Source organism: Roseomonas sp. OT10, assembly GCF_020991085.1.
GTDB classification, from domain to species: Bacteria; Pseudomonadota; Alphaproteobacteria; order Acetobacterales; family Acetobacteraceae; genus Roseomonas; species Roseomonas cutis.
In genome coordinates this window covers 2,470,504-2,491,108 of record NZ_CP087719.1, presented here as the reverse complement: position 1 = coordinate 2,491,108, position 20,605 = coordinate 2,470,504, and the positions used below count along the sequence as shown (strand labels likewise).

General features: G+C 72.1%; 16 protein-coding genes and 1 tRNA gene. 3 read left to right on the top strand and 14 right to left on the bottom strand.

The window, feature by feature from the left end:
• Positions 1–384: 384 nt before the first annotated feature.
• From clpA to LPC08_RS11425, 3 genes are all read right to left on the bottom strand, one after another.
• Positions 385–2,748 carry an ATP-dependent Clp protease ATP-binding subunit ClpA gene (gene clpA, locus LPC08_RS11435; RefSeq protein ID WP_230452793.1) on the bottom strand — a complete coding sequence of 788 codons (2,364 nt, stop codon included), beginning with the start codon at positions 2,746–2,748 and terminating at the stop codon, positions 385–387.
• 125 nt (positions 2,749–2,873) lie between these two features.
• Positions 2,874–3,236, bottom strand: a complete 363-nt coding sequence (gene clpS, locus LPC08_RS11430) for an ATP-dependent Clp protease adapter ClpS (RefSeq protein ID WP_230452792.1) — start codon at positions 3,234–3,236, stop codon at positions 2,874–2,876.
• A 271-nt stretch (positions 3,237–3,507) separates the two neighbouring features.
• A complete protein-coding gene (locus LPC08_RS11425) occupies positions 3,508–3,999 on the bottom strand; it encodes a phasin family protein (RefSeq protein ID WP_230452791.1) in 492 nt (163 codons plus the stop codon).
• A gap of 278 nt (positions 4,000–4,277) precedes the next feature.
• On the opposite strand from LPC08_RS11425, the gene LPC08_RS11420 reads away from it, so the two are divergent.
• Positions 4,278–5,504, top strand: a complete 1,227-nt coding sequence (locus tag LPC08_RS11420; protein ID WP_230452790.1) for a D-alanyl-D-alanine carboxypeptidase family protein — start codon at positions 4,278–4,280, stop codon at positions 5,502–5,504.
• Between the two features lie 45 nt (positions 5,505–5,549).
• Here LPC08_RS11420 and LPC08_RS11415 read toward each other — a convergent pair whose 3' ends face one another.
• The 7 genes from LPC08_RS11415 to LPC08_RS11385 form a co-directional block, all read right to left on the bottom strand.
• Entirely contained in the window at positions 5,550–6,659 is a 1,110-nt protein-coding gene (locus tag LPC08_RS11415; RefSeq protein ID WP_230452789.1) for a DSD1 family PLP-dependent enzyme, read from the bottom strand.
• Positions 6,660–6,830: 171 nt separating this feature from the next.
• Positions 6,831–7,199 carry a gamma-glutamylcyclotransferase family protein gene (locus LPC08_RS11410; RefSeq protein WP_255702344.1) on the bottom strand — a complete coding sequence of 123 codons (369 nt, stop codon included), beginning with the start codon at positions 7,197–7,199 and terminating at the stop codon, positions 6,831–6,833.
• Complete coding sequence (gene pgmG, locus LPC08_RS11405) at positions 7,196–8,602, bottom strand: phosphoglucomutase/phosphomannomutase PgmG (RefSeq protein WP_230452787.1); 1,407 nt, start codon at positions 8,600–8,602, stop codon at positions 7,196–7,198. Before pgmG ends, LPC08_RS11410 begins: the two co-directional genes overlap by 4 nt.
• 14 nt (positions 8,603–8,616) lie before the next feature.
• Complete coding sequence (locus LPC08_RS11400; protein ID WP_230452786.1) at positions 8,617–9,921, bottom strand: UDP-glucose dehydrogenase family protein; 1,305 nt, start codon at positions 9,919–9,921, stop codon at positions 8,617–8,619.
• A gap of 29 nt (positions 9,922–9,950) precedes the next feature.
• Complete coding sequence (gene galU, locus LPC08_RS11395; RefSeq protein WP_230452785.1) at positions 9,951–10,820, bottom strand: UTP--glucose-1-phosphate uridylyltransferase GalU; 870 nt, start codon at positions 10,818–10,820, stop codon at positions 9,951–9,953.
• Positions 10,821–11,049: 229 nt separating this feature from the next.
• Positions 11,050–11,748: a J domain-containing protein gene (locus LPC08_RS11390; RefSeq protein ID WP_230452784.1), complete on the bottom strand. Its 699-nt coding sequence runs from the start codon at positions 11,746–11,748 to the stop codon at positions 11,050–11,052.
• Between the two features lie 7 nt (positions 11,749–11,755).
• The gene (locus LPC08_RS11385) at positions 11,756–12,481 is read right to left on the bottom strand and encodes a vWA domain-containing protein (RefSeq protein ID WP_230452783.1); all 726 of its coding nucleotides are present in this window, start codon (positions 12,479–12,481) and stop codon (positions 11,756–11,758) included.
• 216 nt (positions 12,482–12,697) lie between these two features.
• On the opposite strand from LPC08_RS11385, the gene LPC08_RS11380 reads away from it, so the two are divergent.
• Positions 12,698–14,236: an aq_1923 C-terminal domain gene (locus LPC08_RS11380; RefSeq protein WP_230452782.1), complete on the top strand. Its 1,539-nt coding sequence runs from the start codon at positions 12,698–12,700 to the stop codon at positions 14,234–14,236.
• A gap of 49 nt (positions 14,237–14,285) precedes the next feature.
• On the opposite strand, the gene LPC08_RS11375 is transcribed toward LPC08_RS11380, so the two are convergent.
• Positions 14,286–16,571 (bottom strand): NADP-dependent malic enzyme, encoded by a 2,286-nt coding sequence (locus LPC08_RS11375; protein WP_230452781.1) that lies wholly within the window; start codon positions 16,569–16,571, stop codon positions 14,286–14,288.
• Positions 16,572–16,663: 92 nt separating this feature from the next.
• A tRNA-Leu gene (locus LPC08_RS11370) sits at positions 16,664–16,749 on the bottom strand.
• Positions 16,750–16,796: 47 nt separating this feature from the next.
• Between LPC08_RS11370 and lipB the strand changes: the two genes are divergently transcribed.
• Positions 16,797–17,483: a lipoyl(octanoyl) transferase LipB gene (lipB, locus tag LPC08_RS11365; protein ID WP_230452780.1), complete on the top strand. Its 687-nt coding sequence runs from the start codon at positions 16,797–16,799 to the stop codon at positions 17,481–17,483.
• Positions 17,484–17,559: 76 nt separating this feature from the next.
• On the opposite strand, the gene LPC08_RS11360 is transcribed toward lipB, so the two are convergent.
• Positions 17,560–18,969, bottom strand: a complete 1,410-nt coding sequence (locus LPC08_RS11360) for a M20/M25/M40 family metallo-hydrolase (protein WP_230452779.1) — start codon at positions 18,967–18,969, stop codon at positions 17,560–17,562.
• Positions 18,970–19,004: 35 nt separating this feature from the next.
• Complete coding sequence (locus LPC08_RS11355; RefSeq protein WP_370643333.1) at positions 19,005–20,597, bottom strand: ABC transporter substrate-binding protein; 1,593 nt, start codon at positions 20,595–20,597, stop codon at positions 19,005–19,007.
• Positions 20,598–20,605: the final 8 nt, after the last annotated feature.

Genomic DNA, 20,605 nt, shown 5'->3' with positions numbered 1-20,605 from the left:
CAATGTGCCGAGGAGCCATGCTCCTCGGCAGGTACGGTGTCCGCACTCTCTGACGCCTTCTGAGCTTTTTCGGAGGCCCGCTTCTCCACGTTCCGTCAGGGTTCAGCCCGGAGGCTGACGCCCACCGCACAGAACCAACTCCCAGCGGGGACCGGGGCCCGCTTGTGGCCCCGGCAGGGGAGGGTCTGGGAGGGGACGGCGTCCCCTCCCGGTCGCGCGCCCGAACACCGCAGCACGACGGGTCAGGTCATCCTGCCGTCGGTATGAGCCGTAGCCTGCCAGGGCCACCGCAAGCGTCGTGCGACATCGGGCGAGGCAAAAAAGGAAAGGCGGCGCGGAACGGATTCCGCGCCGCCTTTCCGGCTCATCCCGTCGCCGGCTGGGTCAGTCGGCGGTCTCGGGCTCCTTCTCCGTCTCGCCGTCGCCTGGTCCGTCCTCGGGAGGCGGCGGCAGGGCAGGGGCCGGCGCCTCGGTGATAGCGAAGGTCAGCTCGCCATCCTTCAGCCCGACATTGACCGCGCCGCCCTTCACCAGCTTGCCGAACAGCAACTCCTCGGCCAGCGGCTTCTTGACGTATTCCTGGATCACCCGGGCCAGCGGACGCGCGCCGTAGAGCGGGTCGTAGCCGCGCTCCGCCAGCCACTCCTTCGCCGCGGAGGACAGCTCGATCGTGACGTTGCGGTCGGCGAGCTGGGCTTCCAGCTGCATCACGAACTTCTCGACCACATGGCCCACGATCTCGGGCGTGAGGCCGGCGAAGCCCACCACCGCGTCCAGGCGGTTGCGGAACTCCGGGGTGAAGAGGCGCTTGATCGCCTCCTCGTCCTCGCCCTTGCGGACCTGCTGCCCGAAGCCGATGCCCGGCTTGGCCATGTCGGAGGCTCCCGCATTCGTCGTCATGATGAGGATGACGTTGCGGAAGTCGACGGTCTTGCCGTTATGGTCGGTCAGCTTCCCGTGGTCCATCACCTGCAGCAGGATGTTGTACAGGTCCTGGTGCGCCTTCTCGATCTCGTCGAGCAGGAGCACGCAGTGCGGGTGCTGGTCCACGGCATCCGTCAGCAGCCCGCCCTGGTCGAAGCCGACATAGCCCGGCGGCGCGCCGATCAGGCGGGAGACGGAGTGCCGCTCCATGTACTCGGACATGTCGAAGCGGGTCAGCTCGATGCCCAGCGTCTTGGCGAGCTGCTTGGCCACCTCCGTCTTGCCGACGCCGGTGGGGCCGCTGAACAGGTAGTTGCCGATCGGCTTCTCCGGGTCGCGCAGCCCGGCGCGGGACAGCTTGATCGCGGCGGACAGCGCCTCGATCGCCTTGTCCTGGCCGAAGACCATGGACTTCAGGTCGCGCTCCAGGTTGCGCAGCGTCTCCTTGTCGTCCGTGCTGACGGACTTCGGCGGGATACGCGCGATCTTGGCAACGATGTCCTCGACGTCCTTCAGCGTCACCGTCTTCCGCCGCTTGCCCTCCGGCAGCAGCATCCGGCTGGCCCCGACCTCGTCGATCACGTCGATCGCCTTGTCGGGCAGCTTGCGGTCGTTGATGTACTTGGCCGACAGCTCCACCGCCGCCCGGATGGCCTCGGGCGTGTACTTCACCTTGTGGTGCTTCTCGTAGTTGGTCTTCAGCCCCTGGAGGATCTTCACCGCATCCTCGATCGACGGCTCGTTCACGTCGATCTTCTGGAAGCGGCGGACCAGCGCCCGGTCCTTCTCGAAGTGCTGCCGGTATTCCTTGTAGGTGGTGGAACCGACGCAGCGCAGCGTCCCCTGGGCGAGGGCAGGCTTGAGCAGGTTGGAGGCGTCCATCGCGCCGCCCGAGGTCGCGCCTGCGCCGATCACCGTGTGGATCTCGTCGATGAACAGGATCGAACCCGGCTGCTGCTCCAGCTCCGAGACCACGGCCTTCAGCCGCTCCTCGAAATCGCCGCGGTAGCGGGTGCCGGCCAGCAGCGCGCCCATGTCAAGCGCGTAGATGGTGGACTTCAGCAGCACCTCGGGCACGTCGCCCTCGATGATCCGCTTGGCCAGGCCCTCGGCGATGGCCGTCTTGCCCACGCCCGGGTCGCCCACGTAGAGCGGGTTGTTCTTGGTCCGGCGGCAGAGGATCTGGATCGTCCGCTCGATCTCGCTGTCGCGGCCGATGAGCGGGTCGATCTTGCCCTGCTGCGCCTTCTTGTTGAGGTTGACGCAGTAGTTGGACAGGGCGTCCTGGCCGCGCTTGGCGTTGTTGCCCTCGCCCCGCCGCTCCTCGCCGCGCGACCCTTCCTCGTTGTTCTCCGCATTCCCCTGGACGGGGCGGCTCTGGCTGCGGCCGGGGGCCTTGGCGATGCCGTGGGAGATGAAGTTGACCGCGTCCAGCCGGGTCATGTCCTGCAACTGCAGGAAGTAGACCGCGTGGCTCTCCCGCTCGCTGAACAGGGCGACCAGGACGTTGGCCCCGGTGACCTCGTCGCGGCCGGAGGACTGGACGTGGATGGCCGCGCGCTGGACGACGCGCTGGAAGCCGGCGGTCGGCTTGGGATCGCCGCCGCGGTCGCTCACCAGCCCGGCGAGGTCCTTGTCCAGGAACTCGCCCAGGTCGCGCTTGAGCTTCTCGATCTCGACGCCGCAGGCGCGCAGCACCGTGGTGGCGTCCTGGTCGTCGCAGAGCGAGAGGAGGAGATGCTCCAGCGTGGCATATTCGTGCCGGCGGTCGTTGGCGAGCGCGAGCGCCCGGTGGAGCGTCTGTTCGAGGTTACGGGACAGCATGCTACGCGACGCTCCCCTGTAGATCCGGCCCGGCCCCCGGTTGGGGCCCGGCGGGATAACGGTTGCCGATTATCTGGTGTTTCTCCCCGGCGGCCGCGAGAGCCGGCCACTCTCCGTTACGACCGTCATTCTTTCTCGATCGTGCACTGGAGAGGGTGCTGGTTCTGGCGCGCCAAGTCCATCACCTGGGTGACCTTGGTCTCCGCCACCTCATAGGTGAACACGCCACAGACCCCGACGCCACGCCGGTGGACGTGCAGCATGATCCGGGTCGCCTCCTCCCGGCTCTTCTGGAAGAAGCGCTCCAGCACGTGAACGACGAACTCCATCGGGGTGTAGTCGTCGTTCAGCATCAGGACCTTGTACATGGCGGGCTTGCGCGTGCGCGGCCGCGCCTTGACCACGACGCCGCTCGCCGGCCCCTGATCGCCTCCCCCTTGGCCGCCGCCGGGATTACCCCCGTCCGGCCGCTTGTCCCTGTCGCTCATCGGCCGTCAGCCCCACTGCCCCATCCCTCGGGATGGCGGCTCGTCCAGTTCGGAAAGCAAGGATATCGGAGGGGAGGCAGGAAGGTGAAGCCCGCCATACTGCCGCCTCCGGTCCGGGACCCGAAAAGATCCCCGCCCAGGCGCCTGAGGTGGAGAGCAAAGTCCCGGAATGCAAGAAGCCCGGGACAGTCTGCCCCGGGCTTCCGCGCTTCTGCCTCCGGCGCAGCACCCGCCCCCGGAGGGGAGAGGTGCCGCGCGGTGCCATGCCGTGTCAGGCGGCGATCGGCTTGCTGGCGCGCTCGACGGCCAGGGTCACGCGCTGGGCGATCGGGGCCGCGGTCTGCTCGGCCAGGCGGAAGCCGGCCTCCTGCAGCTTGGCGGTCTCGGAGACCAGCTTCTCCATCGCCGTGCGGGCGAAGGAGGTCTGCAGGTCAGCGGCCTCCTTGATGCTCTTCACCGCGGCGAGGGCCTTGGCGTTCTCGATCGCCTGCTCGGACAGGGACTGCATGACCGCGAAGGCCTGCTTGCTGAGGTCCTGCGAGCCCGTCAGGTAGGTCTGGGCAGCCTTGGCCAGCGCCTCGACATTGCCCCGGCCGAAGGCCATGGCCTCCTCGGTCACCTTGTACATGCTCTCGGCAGCCTTGTTGGCCTGGGCCATGCCCTCGTCGGCGATCTTCTTGAACTGAGCGGTGCCGGCCTCGGCCGCCTGCGTGCCCTGAGCCACCGCGTCGTTCGCCAGCCGGGCCACCTTCTCGTTCGCCATGTCCGTATCTCCTCGTGGTTGCCGGCCATGGGAAACGGCCGATCTGCGTGATTGCTGCGATGCAACATGGGTCTTATGCGACAGAACCGTTCCACATGCCAAGCAGTTTTTTTGCACTGCACAAAATTTCTGCGGGGGCAAGCCGCGGAATATTTGGACGCTTGGCACCACCCCCGCGTGGACAGCGGACCGCTTCCGCTTCTATCGTCGGTTGTTCGGCCCTGCTGGGGGGTAGGGCCGGCAGCCTGCTTGCCGTGTCCGAAGGGGGGACCGACGACATGCGAGAGTTCTGGGGAGGCTTGCGCCGCGCCTGCTTCGCGGCCACCGCCATCGCTGCGGCCTGTGCCTGGGGGGCCACGCCGGCAGCGGCGCAGATCGGCTCGGACCGCTATGCGTCGATCGTGCTGGACGCGCGCAGCGGCAACATCCTGTCCGCCGCCAGCCCCGACGAGGCGCGCTACCCCGCCTCGCTGACCAAGATGATGACCCTCTACATGCTGTTCGAGGCCATCCGGGACGGCCGGATCGGGCTGGACAGCCGCTTGGTGATGAGCTCCGAGGCCGCGTCGCGCCCGCCGTCCAAGCTGGGCATCCCGCCGGGCGTCTCGATCACCGTCGAGCAGGCGATCATGGCCCTGGTCACCAAGTCGGCCAACGACATCGCCTCCCTGCTCGGCGAGACCCTGGGCGGCACGGAAGAGCGCTTCGGCCAGATGATGACCCTCCGCGCCCGGGCGCTGGGCATGTCGCGGACCACCTTCCGCAACGCCTCCGGCCTGCCGGACCTGGAGCAGATGACCACCGCGCGCGACATGGCCACGCTGGGCCGGCGCCTCTACCTCGATTTCCCCGACCGCTACCACTACTTCGCCACCACCACGGCCCGGATCGGCCGCATCGCGCTGCGCAACCACAACCGCATGCTGGGCGAGTACGACGGGGTGGACGGGATCAAGACCGGCTACATCACCGCTTCCGGCTTCAACATCGTCACCTCCGCCCAGCGCCAGGGACAGCGGGTCGTGGCGGCGGTCTTCGGCGGCTCCTCCTGGGTCGAGCGCGACCGCCACGCGGCGATGCTGCTGGACGAGGGCTTCAGCCGACTTGGCGTGGCCCCCAGCGCCCCCACCCTGCCGACGCTGGTGGCGGCGCGCGGTGCCCAGATGGCGGGGCGCGCCGCCGCGGCGACGCTGCCGGCGCCCGTCCCGGTCAACCGTCGCGCGGCCCGGGCCGCGAACGCTGCCCGCTCCTCCGGCCGGGTGCCGGGTTCGGCCGGGCCCGTCCGCGCCACGGCCGTCCGCCCGGGCGCGCCCGTCCGGGCGGCGCAACCCGTCCGCACGGCCGGTCGTGGCGGACGGATAGTGGAGCAGGGGGACGGCGGCCCCGCCGCCCGTGCGGCCCGGCAGGCGGCCCGCCAGCCCGCCGCACGCCAGGCCAAGCCGGTGGTCCGGCAGGTCACGACCACCACCAGCCGCGGCACCGGGACCCGCGTCGCCGGGCGCTGACGTCCGGGGCGCCGCGGTCCCGGCCGCCATGGCGCCCCAGCCGCCTCAGGCCATCGCGCCACGCGCGGCGACGGGCCAGAGGCATTCCACCCGGCCGCCCCGCACCCCCACGTACCAGTCGTAGCGATCCACTGTCGGGTCGCAATGGCCCGGCACCAGCCGCAGCCTCTCTCCCCAGGCGGGGACCGCCGCATCCTCCGCGACGATGACCCCGTGCTCGTCCGAGGCGCCGGCATAGACCAGCCCCGGACGGGCATGGACCAGGGGAAAGCCGCTGTCCGTCGGCACGGCCTTGTGGCCCGCATCCACCACGACGCGGCCCGTGCCCGGCTGCGCGCTCATCACCTGCGTCAGCACGAAGAGCGCCTGCCGGAAGGGCGGCGGTGCCTCGTTGCGGGCATAGTCGGCATCCATGAAGGCATAGGAGCCGCCCTGGATCTCCGTCCAGAGGCCGGTGTCCAGCTCCAGCGGGAAGGTGCCCGTCCCGGCGCCACCCACCACGGGGCAGTCCAGACCGACCTGGCGCAACTGCTCCAGCGTCCGCCGCACGCCGTCCGCCGCGCCCGCGATGGCCGCCTGCCGCTCCTCGGGGCTGCGCCGGTGCTGGGCGCTGCCGTGATAGGCCTGCAAGCCCCCGAAGCGCAGGTGGCGCGAGGCGGCGATGCGCTGTGCCAGCTCCACCGCCGGCGGCCCGGGCGGCACGCCGCAGCGCGTGGTGCCGACGTTGATCTCCACCAGGACGGAGAGCCGGATGCGCGCGGCCTCGGCCGCCGCTTCCAGCAGGGGCAGGGCGGCTGCGTCGTCGGCGCAGACAGCGATCGTCGCGATCCGCGACAGGGCGGCGAGGCGCGCCAGCTTGCGCGGCGAAACCACCTCGTTGCTGACCAGGATGTCGTCCACCCCGCCCCAGGCCATCGCCTCCGCCTCGGCCACCTTCTGCACGCACTGTCCGATGGCGCCGCGCGCGATCTGCTGCCGCGCGATCACCGGCGACTTGTGCGTCTTGGCATGGGCGCGGAGCTTGGCGCCCGTGGGGGCCAGCGCCGTGGCCATGGCGTCGAGGTTCGACTCGAAGGCATCGAGGTCGAGGAGCAGGGCAGGGGTGTCCACCTCCTCCTCGCGCATGCCGGGCTCGGCGGGGGGCGGTTGCAGCATGGGCGGCTCCGGGACAGGGGCGGGGAGTGACCTCCTCCGCGCCCCCTCCCTCTTTCGGGAGTCCGCCCGGGACCAGGGACAGCACCCGTGCCACGCGGGCTCCGCCCGCGGGTTCGGTACAGGTCCGGGTACCCGCGGACTCCTGAAGGAAGGAGGAGGATTCGGGGAAGTTCACTCCCCCGGACTTTTTCTCTCCATTGGCCATCCGTGCAACGCATCGGCCATCCGCCGCGGCACGACGAAGGCCCTGGCCCATCGCAGGCGCCCGTCCGCACGCACCCGCACGGGCACGAGGCGGTAGCAGGCGCCCTCGTATTCCACGAGGCGCCGGAGGGCGGCGGGGGAGGGGCGGATCAGCCACCCTGGGACCCGCGTGCCGGGCCGGGGAAGCAGCGTGGGATAGGGGGTGCCGCGGAAGGCCACGCGGGCGTGGCCCTCCAGCACGGCCGGCCGGGTGCGATGCGTCAGCCGGGGATCGCCCGACCGCCGCCGCAGCACGGCGGGGTCGAGCAGGGTGCCGTAGAGGAAGAGCGGGGTCAGTGCCCCGCGTTCTCGGCCGAGAAGTCCGGCGCCTCCAGCCCGGAGGCGATGAGCTGCTCGGACAGGCTGGCCTTCAACCGCTCCAGCCCGGCCTCGGTCTTGGCCTCGCAGCGCGCGACCAGCACCGCCTGGGTGTTGGAGGCGCGCAGCAGCCACCAGCCGTCGTCGGTCAGCACGCGCACCCCGTCCACGTCCTGGACGTTGGCGCCGGCCTTGGCGAGACGGTCCTTCACCTCGGCCACCGTGACGAACTTCTTCTCCTCCGGGCAGTTGAAGCGCAACTCCGGGGTGTTGATGACCTGCGGCAGCGCCTTGCGCACGTCGGAGAGCTTCTCCGGCATCCGCGCGACGATGCCGAGCAGCCGGACGGCGGAGTAGAGCGCGTCGTCGAAGCCGTACCACTTGTCCGCGTAGAAGGTGTGGCCGGACATCTCGCCGGCCAGCGGCGCCTTGGTCTCGGCCATCTTCTGCTTGATCAGCGAGTGGCCGGTCTTCCACATCAGCGGCTTGCCGCCGGCCTTGGCCACCTCGTCGAACAGGACCTGGGAGGCCTTCACGTCGGCGATGATGGTGGCGCCCGGATGCTGCTTCAGCACGTCGCGGGCCAGCACGACCAGGAGCTGGTCGCCGAACAGCATGTGCCCCTCGTCGTCCACCACGCCCAGCCGGTCCGCGTCGCCGTCGAAGGCGATGCCCAGGTCGGCGCCCTGCGCCTTCACCTCGGCGATGATCTGCTCGAGGTTCTTGAGCACGGTCGGGTCGGGGTGGTGGTTGGGGAAGCGGCCGTCGATCTCGGCGTTGATGATGACGTGCTTGCCGGGCAGGGCCTTGGCCAGCTTCTCCGTGATGGCGCCGCCCGAGCCGTTGCCCGGGTCCCACACCACCGTCAGCTCGCGCGTGCCGCCGTCGTAGTCCTGGACCATGCGGGCCACGTACCTGTCGGCGATGTCGACGCTGCTGGCGGAGCCGGCGGCTTCCTCCACCACGTCGCCCGCCGCGGCCATCTTCCCGATCTCCTGGATCTGGGCGCCGAAGAAGGGCTTGTTCTTCAGCACCATCTTGAAGCCGTTGTAGTCGGGCGGGTTGTGGCTGCCCGTGACCATCACGCCGCCATCGGCGGCCAGGTCCACGGCGCCGAAATAGAGCATGGGCGTCGGGCAGCAGCCCACCCGCACCACCGCCAGCCCGCAGGCGGTCAGGCCCTTGACCAGCGCCTCCTCCAGCATCGGGGAGGAGAGGCGGCCGTCATAGCCGACGGCCACCTTGGCGCCGCCCTGGCGCTTCACGATGGAGCCGAAGCAGCGGCCGATGGCGAAGGCATCCTCCGCGGAGAGCGTCTTCCCGACGATCCCCCGGATGTCGTATTCGCGCAGGCTCGTCGGGTCGAAGCGATGCTGGAACATCCGGGGGCTTTCCCTCAGTTTCTGCCGATGGAGTGGTAGCGGAAGCCGGCCGCGCGCATGGCCTCCGGCTCCCAGACGTTGCGCAGGTCGAGGACGATATCCCCGGCCATGGCGGATTTCAGCCTCTCGGGCGACAGGGCGCGGAACTCGTTCCACTCCGTCAGCAGCACCAGGGCATCGGCCCCCGCCACCGCCTCCATCGCGCTGTCGGCGAAGCGCACCGCCGCCGGCAGGACCTGGCGCGCATGGCCGGGCTGGGGATCGTACGCACACACCTCCAGCCCGGCGGCGACCAGCCGCGGCAGGATGTCGAGCGACGGCGCCTCGCGCATGTCGTCCGTCTCGGGCTTGAAGGTCAGGCCCAGCACGGCGACCCTGCGGCCCCTCTCCCGGCCGCCGAAGGCGGCGATGATGCGGTCGGCCATCGCGCCCTTGCGGGCGTCGTTGTAGGCGATGGTGGCGTCCACCAGCGACATGGGCGCCCCCTTGTCCTGGGCGGTGCGGGCCAGCGCCAGCGTGTCCTTGGGGAAGCAGGAACCGCCGAAGCCGGGCCCGGCATGCAGGAACTTGCGCCCGATGCGCCCGTCCAGCCCCATGCCCCTGGCCACGTCGTGGACATCCGCGCCCACCTTCTCGCACAGGTCGGCGATCTGGTTGATGAAGCTGATCTTCACGGCCAGGAAGGCGTTGGCGGCGTACTTGATCAGCTCCGCCGTCTCCAGCCGGGTCGCGACGACAGGTGTCTCGATCAGGTAGAGCGGGCGGTACAGCCGGCGCAGCACCGCCTCGGCGCGCTCGTCCTCCACGCCGATCACCACGCGGTCGGGGCGCATGAAGTCGCCGATCGCGTTGCCCTCGCGCAGGAACTCCGGGTTCGAGGCAATGGAGATCTCGAGCTCCGGCCGCACGCGGCGGACGATGGCCTGCACCTCCCGCCCGGTGCCGACCGGGACGGTGGACTTCGTCACCAGCACCAGCGGGCCGCTGGCGGCCTTCGCCACCTGCTCCGCGGCGGCGTAGACATAGCTGAGGTCGGCATGGCCGTCGCCGCGCCGCGTCGGGGTGCCGACGGCGAGGAAGACCGCATCCGCCCCGGCCACCGCGGCCGGCAGGTCGGTGGAGAAGGTCAGCCGCCCGTCGCGGACGTTCTCCGCCACGAGCCGGTCCAGGCCGGGCTCGTAGATCGGGATCCGCCCGTCGCGCAGGGCGGCGACCTTGTCCGCGTCGTTGTCGACGACGCGGACATCCACGCCGAACTCGGCGAAGCAGGCTCCGGAGACGAGGCCGACATAGCCGGCCCCGATCATGGCAATGCGCACGCGCGGTCCCCTGGTTCAGCCGTCGAAGATCAGACGTAGTTGGGCAGGAAGCTCCGCACCGCCGGCGCCATGTCCTCGCGCTTCAGCGCGAAGGCGATCTGGGCCTCCAGGAAGCCCGCCTTGTCGCCGCAGTCGAAGCGCTTGCCCTCGTAGCGCAGGCCGTGGAAGGGCTGCTTGCCGATCAGCTTGGCCATGCCGTCGGTCAGCTGGACCTCGCCGCCCGCACCCTTCTCCATCTTCGACAGGTGGCCGATCACCTCGGGCATCAGCACGTAGCGGCCGATGACGGTGAGGTTGGAGGGCGCCTCCTCCACCTTGGGCTTCTCGACCAGCCCCTTGACGGACACCAGCCGGCCCTTGTCCTCGGCCACGTCCAGCACGCCGTACTTGTTCACGCGCTCCATCGGGACCTCCTCGATGGCGACCACGTTGCCGCCCGTCTCGCGATAGGCGTCGGCGAGCTGCTTCGTGCAGGACACGTCGCACATCATCAGGTCGTCGGGCAGCAGGATGGCGAAGGGGTCGTCGCCGATGAAGGTGCGGGCGCACCAGATGGCATGGCCCAGCCCCATCGGCACCTGCTGCCGGACCGTGCTGATGGAGCCGGGCTCCACCGCCATGGAATGGAGCAGGTCCAGCTCCTTCTGCTTGCCGCGCTCCGCCAGGGTGCGCTCCAGCTCGAAGGCGATGTCGAAATGCTCGACCAGGGCGGTCTTGCCGCGGCCGGTGACGAAGCAGAACTGCTCGATCCCGGCGGCCCGCGCCTCGTCCACGGCATACTGGATCAGCGGCTTGTCCACCACCGGCAGCATCTCCTTCGCCAGCGCCTTGGTGGCGGGCAGGAAGCGGGTGCCCATTCCGGCAACCGGCAGGACGGCCTTGCGAAGCGGCTTGGTCACGATGATGCGGGTCCTTCCCCCGAAACGCTGCGAAGCATTGCCACGCGGAGCCGGCCCTGTCAGCCCGGCAGCCATGGCAACCCATAGTTGCAGGGATGCGTCTCCGTGTCCGGGCGAAACGACCTTCCCGCCCGGTTGGCGGCCGGATTTCCTGCCCGCGTGACCGGGAGGACAGCAACATGCACAGGTCTATATGACGGGTGGACGGCTGCCCGGCCCGGTGGCGGCCCTATTCGCGCAGCAGGATGTCCCGCGCTTCGTTGAGCCGGGCCGCCAGCCAGTCCGACCCGCCCGCATCCGGATGGGCGGCGCGCATCATGCGCAGGTAGGCGGCCCTGATCGCGTCCGGCCCGGCCCCCTCGCCGAGGCCCAGCACCGCCAGCGCCTCGTCTCGGCTCATCGGCCCGGCGGCGCGGCCGGCATCGCCCGCCGCGCGCCAGCCGGGATGGGCGCGGTCGAGCCAGGCCTCCAGCAGCGGCACGCTCTCCGGATCCGCCCCCCGGCAGTCGCGCAGCAAGTCCAGCACGGCCCCGCGCTGCAGCGACGCCAGGTCGCGCCCCGCCAGCGGTCCCCGCCGCACCTCGCCGGACAGGGTCCCCGCGGCGGGATCGATCCGCATGGAGAGCGTCGCCGTCTCGACCTGGTCCGCGGCCGCCACCCCGGCATCGCCAGGCGGCGGGCCGGCGAAGCGCGCGGCGAGGCGCCGCCCCTGCCACCAGCGCCAGGCCAGCGGCCCGACGAACACGGCCAGCCACAGGAGCTGCGGCAGGCGCCCGGTAAGCAGCGCCAGCACCAGCAGCGCCGCCCCGAGCAGCCCGGCGAACCAGGCGAGGCCGAGCCGGATCTGCGCCACCGAGGCGCGGGCGAAGGCGCTGAGCCCCAGCAGGGCCAGCAGCAGCGCCAGGCTGCCCAGGATGAGCCAGGCCATCGGCCGCTCAGCCGCGCCGGGGGGCAGGGAGCTGGCCGGCCAGCCCGGCGGCCAGCGGGCCGGCAAGGCTCCGCAGCGCCGTGGCGCCCCCCGCCGCATAGGTCGCCGCCGCCCGCAGCAGCTCCGCCAGGGCGCGCGGGCTGGTGGAATCGAAGGGTGCCCAGGCGCCGCCGGACAGCCGTGCCACCTGGCGCAGGACTTCCCGCGCGAGGGGGTCATGGCCTTCCTGGAAAGCGAAGACCGGCAGGCCAGCGGCCCCGAGCTGGCCCGCCGCGTGGCAGAGGGCATCCGGCGCCTCCTCCACCGCGTCGCCGACGAAGACGACCGCGCGCAGCGCCTCGCCTCCCGCCGCCCGGGAGGGGGCCAGCCGCAGGCCATGCTCCAGGACGCGGAGGATCTGGGTCTGGCCGCCGAGGCAGGCGACGCCCGCCATGCGCCGCGCCAGCTCCCGCCCGTCGGTCAGGAACGGGGTCGCGGCGAACTCGCGGAAGCCACGGTAGTAGGCCAGCGAGACCGCCAGGCCGCGCTCCATCCCCTCCACGGCCAGGAACATCTCGCCCTGCACGGCGCAGGCCCGGTCCCAGGCGGGCTGGCGGCTGGCCGTGGCGTCGACGGCGAAGAGCAGCCGCGCCTCCGGCGGGCGGGCCGTGGGGCGCAGGGCGGGCAGGGATTCGGCGCGCCGCAGGAAGGCCTGGACGGCACTTCCGGCGGGCAGGGAGGGCGGCTTCGCCATGGCCTCAAGATGGGGTGGCCGGCGCCAGGACGCCAGCGCCGCCAGGACGGCTTGCGCCTTGTCATCTCACGCATTCGGGTGGAGGCGCCGGGGCGCGATCCGGCCTAGAGCAGATCGCGGCAGGCCGATTCGGGCCGGCTGCGTGAGGACGTCCGGGGAAGGATGGCCGGAGCGGGCGGTCGTTTGCCGCAGGACGCAGAACCAGGGAGAGGCTCCATGTCCCATCATCGCGCCGCGCGGCTCGCCGGCCGTGGCCGCGCCATGGCCCGGGCCAGCCGTCCGCTGGCTGCCCTGCTCGTGGCGGCGCTCGGCTGGCCCGGCCAGGCAGCGGCCCAGGCGACGCCACCGGCCGCCACCCAGGCGGCCCCCTCCGCCGCGGTGGACGCCCTGCTGGAGCGCATCCGCGGTGCGTTGCCCAAGGACGCGACCCTGGAGATCGGCCAGCGGCTGGACGAGGCGGGCGGCGTAACCCGGCTGCGCGCGGTGGTGCTGCGGCAGGGACGGGAGGAGACGCGGATCGAGGAGGTGGTGCTGCAGGGCGCCTCGGCGGAGCGCGTCGATTCGGCCGAGGGCCAGGGGCTGCGGGTGACCGTGCCGGACGACAGGCTGAACCTGGCCATGGCGCGGTTCGAGGTGACGGAGCTCGTCCTGCCCCCGGCGGGCCAGCCCTTCGACTGGACGGCGGTGACGCTCGATTCCGCCGGCGTGGAAGGCGTGGCGCTGGAGGACAAGGAGGCGGACATCCAGGCCGGGCTGCAGCGCGTCGCCGTGCGGCAGTGGGGCGGCGGCCGCCCCGGCGACGCCCGGCTCGACGGGCTGTCGGTGCGCGGGACGTCCGACGGGGTGGGGGCGATCGACCTGTCGGTGCGCGAGGTGGCGCTGTCGGGCTTCGACCTGCCCGGCACGGCGGCGGCCATGGCCGCGGGGGTAATGCCCCGCCCGCCGGCGACGGCGCAGGGATCCCGGCTGGAGATGGGGGGGCTGGCGGTCACCCTCGACGCGGCGCCCCTCGCGGCGCTGGACAGGCTTCGGCTGGAAGGCGGCGCCGATCCGTCGCGGGCGGGGAGCGAGACCGGCCGGCTGGCGCTGGAGGGGCTGCGGCTGAACCTGCCGGACGAGCTGGGCGGCTCCCAGCTGGACGAGCTGGGCTACAAGGGCGTGGCTGGCGGGCTGACCATGGCGGCGCGCACCGAGGATTCGGGGCGGCACCTGTTCCTGGAACCGTTGCAGATCGACCTGTCGGAAATGGGCCGGCTCGAGCTGCGGATGGAGATGACGGAGCTGCCGCCGCGCGAGCCCGGGCAGGTGATCGACCCGATCGGGCAGTTGATGGCCTATCCCCAGGCGCGGCTGGTCGGGCTGACCTTCTCCTACCAGGATGCCGGGCTGGCGCCCCGGCTGATGGCGCAGCAGGCCGCCCTGTCGGGCGTGCCGGAGCAGCAGTATCGCGAGAGCCTGGCGGCGGGGGTGCTGGCGATGCCCGCGCCCTGGTCCGGACCCGGGGCCGGCGGAGCCCCGGCGGCGCGCAAGCCGGGGGCGGGTGCGCCCAAGGGCGGCGCCGGCGTGGCCATGGGCGGCCCCTCGCCGGAGGAGCGGGCGGTGCGCGAGGCGGTGGCCCGCTTCCTGCGCCAGCCCGGCCGCCTGACCCTGGCGCTGAACCCGCCGCAGCCGCTGCGGCTGGGAGAGATGCAGGGGGCCGTCATGGCGCCCGGCGGGCCGGTCCGGGTGCTGGGGCTGACCGCCACCGCGGAGTGAGCCGCAGGGGGAGGGGGCGGGAACGCCCCTCCCGGCGCGGCCGGTGGCGTCAGCCGCCCGCGCTCTCCGCCACCGCCTCCTGCGCCACCACGAGCGCGGTGAGGTTGGCGATGCCGCGCGCCGTCACGGACGGCACCAGCACGTGGATGGGCTTGCGCATGCCCAGCAGCATCGGGCCGACCTGCAGACCGTCCGCCGCCGCCTTCACCAGGTTGCAGGCGATGTTGGCGGAATCGAGGTTGGGCATGACCAGCAGGTTGGCATTGCCCTCCAGCTTGCCGTCCGGCACCGCGCGCTCGCGGATGGCGGGGATCAGCGCGGCGTCGGCATGCATCTCGCCATCCACCTGCAGGTCGGGCGCGCGCTCGCGGATCAGGCGCAGGGCGTCGCGCATCTTCTTGGCGGACGGCGCCTGCGACGCGCCGAAGGAGGAGTGGGAGAGCAGCGCCGCGCGCGGCGTGCGGCCGAAGGCGCGCACCTGCTCGGCGGCCAGCAGCGTCATCTCCGCCACCTGCTCGGCATTGGGGTCCAGCAGCAGGTGGGTGTCCACGAAGAACAGCACGCCCGCCTGGGTGATGACGCCGGTCAGGGCATAGGCGCGGCCGACATCCTCGCGCTTGCCGATGATGTCGTTGACGTGGTGCCACTGCGTCATCCATTCGCCGAGCCCGCCGACGATGGCCGCGTCCACCTGCCCGGATTCCAGCAGCAGCGCGGCGGCGACCGTGGGCCGCGTGCGCACCCGGCGCCGGGCGGATTCCGGCGGCGTGCCGCGGCGCCCGACCTTGCGGATGTAGAGCTCCGTCAGCGGCGCGAAGGTCTCCGCATCCGCCTCCGGGTCGAGGATGGTGACGCTCTCCTCCAGGTCCATGCGCAGGCCCATCGCCTGCACCTTGGCCTGGATCACCGCGCGCCGGCCGATCAGCACCGGCTCGGCGATGCCCTCGTCCAGCACCGTCTGCACGGCGCGCAGCGTGCGCTCGTCCTCGCCCTCGGCATAGGCGACGCGGCGCGGCGCCTTGCGCGCGGATTCGAAGACCGGGCGCATCAGGTCGCCCGAGCGGTAGACGAAGCGCTCCAGCGAGCGGCGATAGGCGGCGAGGTCCTCGATCGGCTTCAGCGAGACGCCGCTCTCGGCGGCGGCCTTGGCCACGGCCGGCGCGATCTCCAGGATCAGCCGCGGGTCGAAGGGCTTGGGGATGATGTAGTCCGGCCCGAAGACCGGCGCCTGCCCGCCATAGGCGGCGGCGACCACCTCGCTCGCCTCGGCCCGTGCGAGTCGGGCGATGGCCTCGACCGCCGCGACCTTCATCGCCTCGTTGATCGTGGTGGCGCGGGCATCCAGCGCGCCGCGGAAGATGAAGGGGAAGCAGAGGACGTTGTTGACCTGGTTCGGATAGTCCGTCCGCCCGGTGGCCACGATGGCGTCGGGGCGCACGGCGCGCACCGCCTCGGGCAGGATCTCGGGCTCGGGATTGGCCAGCGCCAGGATCAGCGGCTTCTCCGCCATCAGCGGCAGCCATTCGGGCTTGAGCACGCGCGGCGCGGAGAGGCCCAGGAAGACGTCGGCCCCCGGCAGCGCATCGGCCAGCGTGCGCGCCTCCGTGTGGCGGGCGTAGCGGTCCTTGTAGGGGTCCATCAGCTCGTTGCGGCCGATCCAGACGACGCCCTTGATGTCCGTGACGGTGATGTTCTCGCGCTTGGCGCCCATCTCCACCAGCAGGTTGAGGCAGGCCAGCGCCGCCGCCCCGCCGCCGGAGGTGACGATCTTCGCGCTCGCGATGTCCTTGCCCTGGAGCAGGAGGCCGTTGCGCACGGCCGCCGCGACGATGATGGCGGTGCCGTGCTGGTCGTCGTGGAAGACGGGGATGCGCATCCGCTCGCGCAGCGCGCGCTCGATCTCGAAGCACTCCGGCGCCTTGATGTCCTCGAGGTTGATCGCGCCGAAGGAGGGCTCCAGCACCGCCACCGCGTCGACGAACTTCTCGGGGTCGAGCTGGTCCACCTCGATGTCCACCGAATCGAGCCCGGCGAACTTCTTGAAGAGGACCGCCTTGCCCTCCATCACCGGCTTCGACGCCAGCGCGCCGATGGCGCCGAGCCCGAGCACGGCGGTGCCGTTGGTGATGACGGCGACCATGTTGCCGCGGGTGGTGTAGTCCCAGGCGGTGTCGGGATCGGCCGCGATCTCCTCGCAGGCCGCGGCGACGCCGGGGGAATAGGCCAGGCCCAGGTCGCGCTGGGTCGCCATGCGCTTCGTCGGCTCGATGCTGAGCTTCCCGGGGCGCGGCAGCCGGTGATAGTCCAGCGCGGCCTTGCGGAAATCCTCGTCCATCGGCACTTCCCCCACAGGGTTCCGGTTCACACCGCCCGTTGCGCCAGCGTGTCGGGAGCCAGCGTGACGGGCGATCGCCTTCGAGGGAAGAGTGGTGCGGTCGAGAAGATTCGAACTTCCACGGGGTTGCCCCCACCAGCACCTCAAGCTGGCGCGTCTACCATTCCGCCACGACCGCAGGCGGCAGGCGGCCGGTCGGCCGCTCCGCGGGCGGGCCTATAGCCGATGAGCGCGGGCACAGCAACGGCCCCCGGCACGATCCTGTCGCCGGATGGACCGGAATGGGTCGCGGAGCCGGGATACCTGCCCTATCCCGACGCGCTGGCCGCCATGGAGGCGCGCGCCGCCGCCATCCGGGCAGGCGGGGCGGGCGAGCGCATCTGGCTGGTGGAGCATCCGCCCACCTACACGGCCGGCACCTCCGCCACGCCCGAGGGGCTGACCGAGGCGCGCTTCCCCGTCTTCCAGGCGGGGCGGGGCGGGCAGTGGACCTACCACGGCCCTGGCCAGCGGACCGCCTATGTCATGCTGGACCTGACCCGGCCGCATGGCACCGTCGCGGCGCGGGATGTCCGCGCCTATGTCCATGGGCTGGAGGAATGGGTGATCCGGGCGCTGGACCGCTTCAACGTGAAGGGGGAGCGGCGCGAGGGGCGGGTCGGCATCTGGGTGGCCGACCGGGCCTCGGGGACGGAGGCCAAGATCGGCGCCATCGGCGTGCGGGTGACGCGCTGGGTCTCCTGGCACGGCATCGCGCTGAACGTGGACCCGGACCTGTCGCATTTCGGCGGCATCGTCCCCTGCGGCATCCGCGAGCATGGGGTGACCAGCCTGCACGCGCTGGGCATCCCCGCCACGATGGAGGAGGCCGATTCGGCGCTGATGGCCGCCTGGGGCGAGGTCTTCGGCTGACCGGCCGCCCCCCCGGGGCAGGGGTGGCAGGGGCGGCAGGGGCCCCGCCGGGGGTGGCAGGGCCCGCCGCGCCGTCTCAGGCGCCGGCCTTCACCGCCGCGCCGCGCTCGCCCAGGTCCCACCAGACCCCGGCCATCAGCCCCAGCCCCTCGCGGAACAGGCTGCCCAGCCCGTGCTCGTCCGGGCCGTGCTGGCCGCAGCCGCCGTAGGAGTGCGGGATCCACATCACCGGCACGCCCAGCACCTCGCGGAAGTATTCCGAGGGGCCGGAGGCGCCGATGTTCGGGATCAGGTTGGGCGGCCGCCCCACGGTACGGGCGAAGCTCTCCACCACCAGCCGCACCCAGGGGTTCTCGGGGTCGGTGCGGGAGGCGGGGAACATGTCCCGCTCCGTCACCGGCACCACCTCCACCTCGGGGAAGCCCTGCGCGTCCAGATGCGCGCGCAGGGCGGGGACGACGTCCTCGCTCCGCGTATCGGCGATGTGGCGCAGCTGGATGCGGGCGCGGGCCGTGCCGCCCACCGCGTTCACCGGCCCCTCCGGCTGGCCGGAGATGCTGGCCAGCACGATGGCGCTGTTCCAGGCATAGATGCGCTCGGCGTTGTTGAGTCCGGGCTCGCCCCATTCCGGCTCGGGCACCGGGGCGCCGGCCTGCGGCTCCGCCACCACGCTCCGCGCGGCGCGCTTCACCGCCTCCGGGATGGACTCCGGCCGCCAGCCGGGGACGAGGATGCGGCCGTCGCGCGAGATGATGCTGGCGATGGCGTGGGAGAGCACCACCCCGGCATCCTTCAGCAGACCGCCCCAGTGGCCGGAATGGTGGCCGCCCTCGCGCAGGTTCACCACGAGGTCCATCGCCACCCCGCCACGGGTGCCGAGGCTGACATCGGGCACCTCGCGCGACACGCGCGGCCCGTCCAGCGCCACGAAGAGGTCGGCGGCGAAGAGGTCCCTGTGCTGGCGGAGGAAGGGCAGCAGCCCGGGCGAGCCCGCCTCCTCGCCCGTCTCCACCATCACCTTGGCGTTGAAGCCCAGCCGCCCGCGCTCGGCGATCACCGCGCGCATCGCGTCGATCCCCAGCAGGTGCTGGCCCTTGTTGTCCACCGTGCCGCGCCCGTAGATGCGGTCGCCCTCGATCGTCATCTCGTAGGGCTTCAGGTCCTTGCGCCAGCGCTCCGGCATGGCGCGCACGACGTCGCCATGGCCGTAGAAGAGCAGCGTCGGCAGGGCCGGGTCCTCGATCCGCGTGCCCAGCAGCACGGGGCCGTGCACCGGCTCCGGATTGGGCAGGACCTGCACGGCGAAGCCCATCTCCTCCAGCATCGGCCCCAGCACGTCGTGGCAGTAGCGTTCCAGATCCGCCTTGTGCTCCGGCGGGTTGCTCTCCGTCGGCACGGCGACCAGCGCGGCCAGCCGGTCCAGGAAGGACCCGTCGTCGAACAGCCCGCGCGCCCGTTCCAGCGCGCCCTCTCGTGTCCCGGTCACGTCTCGTCTCCTTGGGTGATGTCGCGGATCGCGGGTCAGGGCGCCGGCCGGACCTCGGCCGCGTGCAGCGCCTCGTCCGCCCGGGCGGGGTAGGCGAGGCCGCGGCGCAGGGCGAAGGTCGCCTTCTGGATGTAGAGCGGCAGGATGGCGACATCCTCCATCGCCATGCTCACCGCCCGCCGCAGCAGCGTCTCCCGCGCCGCGGGGTCGGCGGTGCGGCCGGCCTCGTCCAGCACCGCCTCGAAGGCGGGGTTGTCGTAGCGCCGGTTCGCCCGCGCCGCGTCGCGCAGGTTCAGGATGGAGCGCAGCGGATAGGAGGCCTCGCTGGTCGTGGCCGTGCCGCCGAGCAGGTAGGCCGAGAACTCCCGCTTCGCCTGGCGCGCGGAATAGGCGGCCCAGGGCATCGCCTCCACCTGGGTCTGCACTCCCACGCGCTGCCACATCTGGCCCACCGCCTGCAGCACGCGGGCGTCGTTGGGATAGCGGTCGTTCGGCCCGTGCAGGGTCAGGCGGAAGCCGCGCGCGAAGCCCGCCTCGGCCAGCAGGCGCCTCGCCTCGGCCGGGTCCGTCGCCGGCTCCAGCCCCGGCACGTGCCCGGCCAGGCCGGGCCGCACGAGCTGCGCGCTCGGCACGGCCGAGCCCTCCATGATCCGTTCCGTGATGGCCGCGCGGTCGATGGCGAGCGACAGGGCGCGGCGCACGCGCAGGTCGCGCAGCGGGCTCCGCGCCAGCACCTCGCCCTCCGGGCCGGAGGCGAAGGGGGTTTCGTCGCGCAGCGTGTCCAGCATCAGGTAGACGATGCGCAGCCCCACCGTCTCCTCCACGGTCACGCGCGGATCGGCGCGCAGCCGGGCGAGGTCGGCGGTGGGCACGCCGTTGATCACGTCCACGTCGCCGGAGAGCAGGGCGGCGGTGCGGGCGCCGGCGTTGCGGATGGTGCGGTTGACGGCGCGTTCCCAGTGCGGCTTCCCACCCCAGTAGCCCTCGTTGCGCAGCAGCTCCACACGCTCGCCCGGCACATAGGCGCCGAAGCGGAAGGGGCCGGTGCCGACGGCCAGCCGCCCGTCGTTGAAGCCCTCCGTCGTCGCACCCTCGTGCAGCCGGCGGCTGAGCATGCCGACCCAGGCCAGGTTCACCGGCACCAGCGGATCGGGACCCTTGGTGTGCAGCCGCACCGTGCGGGCATCGACCACCTCGGCGCGGGCGATGGTGCTGGTGAAGATGACGAAGGAGCCGGGGCTGTTCGCCACGTTCGGCACGCGGGACAGGGTGAAGCCGACATCCTCGGCGGCGAAGGGCGTGCCGTCGTGGAAGCGCGCACCCTCGCGCAGCCGGAACTCCCAGATCTCCGGCTCCACCTGGCGCCAGGATTCCGCGACGCCCGGGATCACCGAGCCGTCCGCCGCCATGGCGGTCAGCCCGTCGAAGATCTGGCGCGTCACCTCGACATTCGGCGTGGCCGTGTAGAAGTGCGGGTCGATGCTGGTGACGGTGGCGTTGTTGCCGAAGGTCAGCACCTGCGCGGTGGCGGGCATCGCCAGCGCCAGGGAAGCCAGCAAGGCGCCGACGGCGGCATGGCGCCGGCGCGCCGGCGATGCAGGAGAGGGCAGGCAGGGTACAGAGGGCACGGACGGGT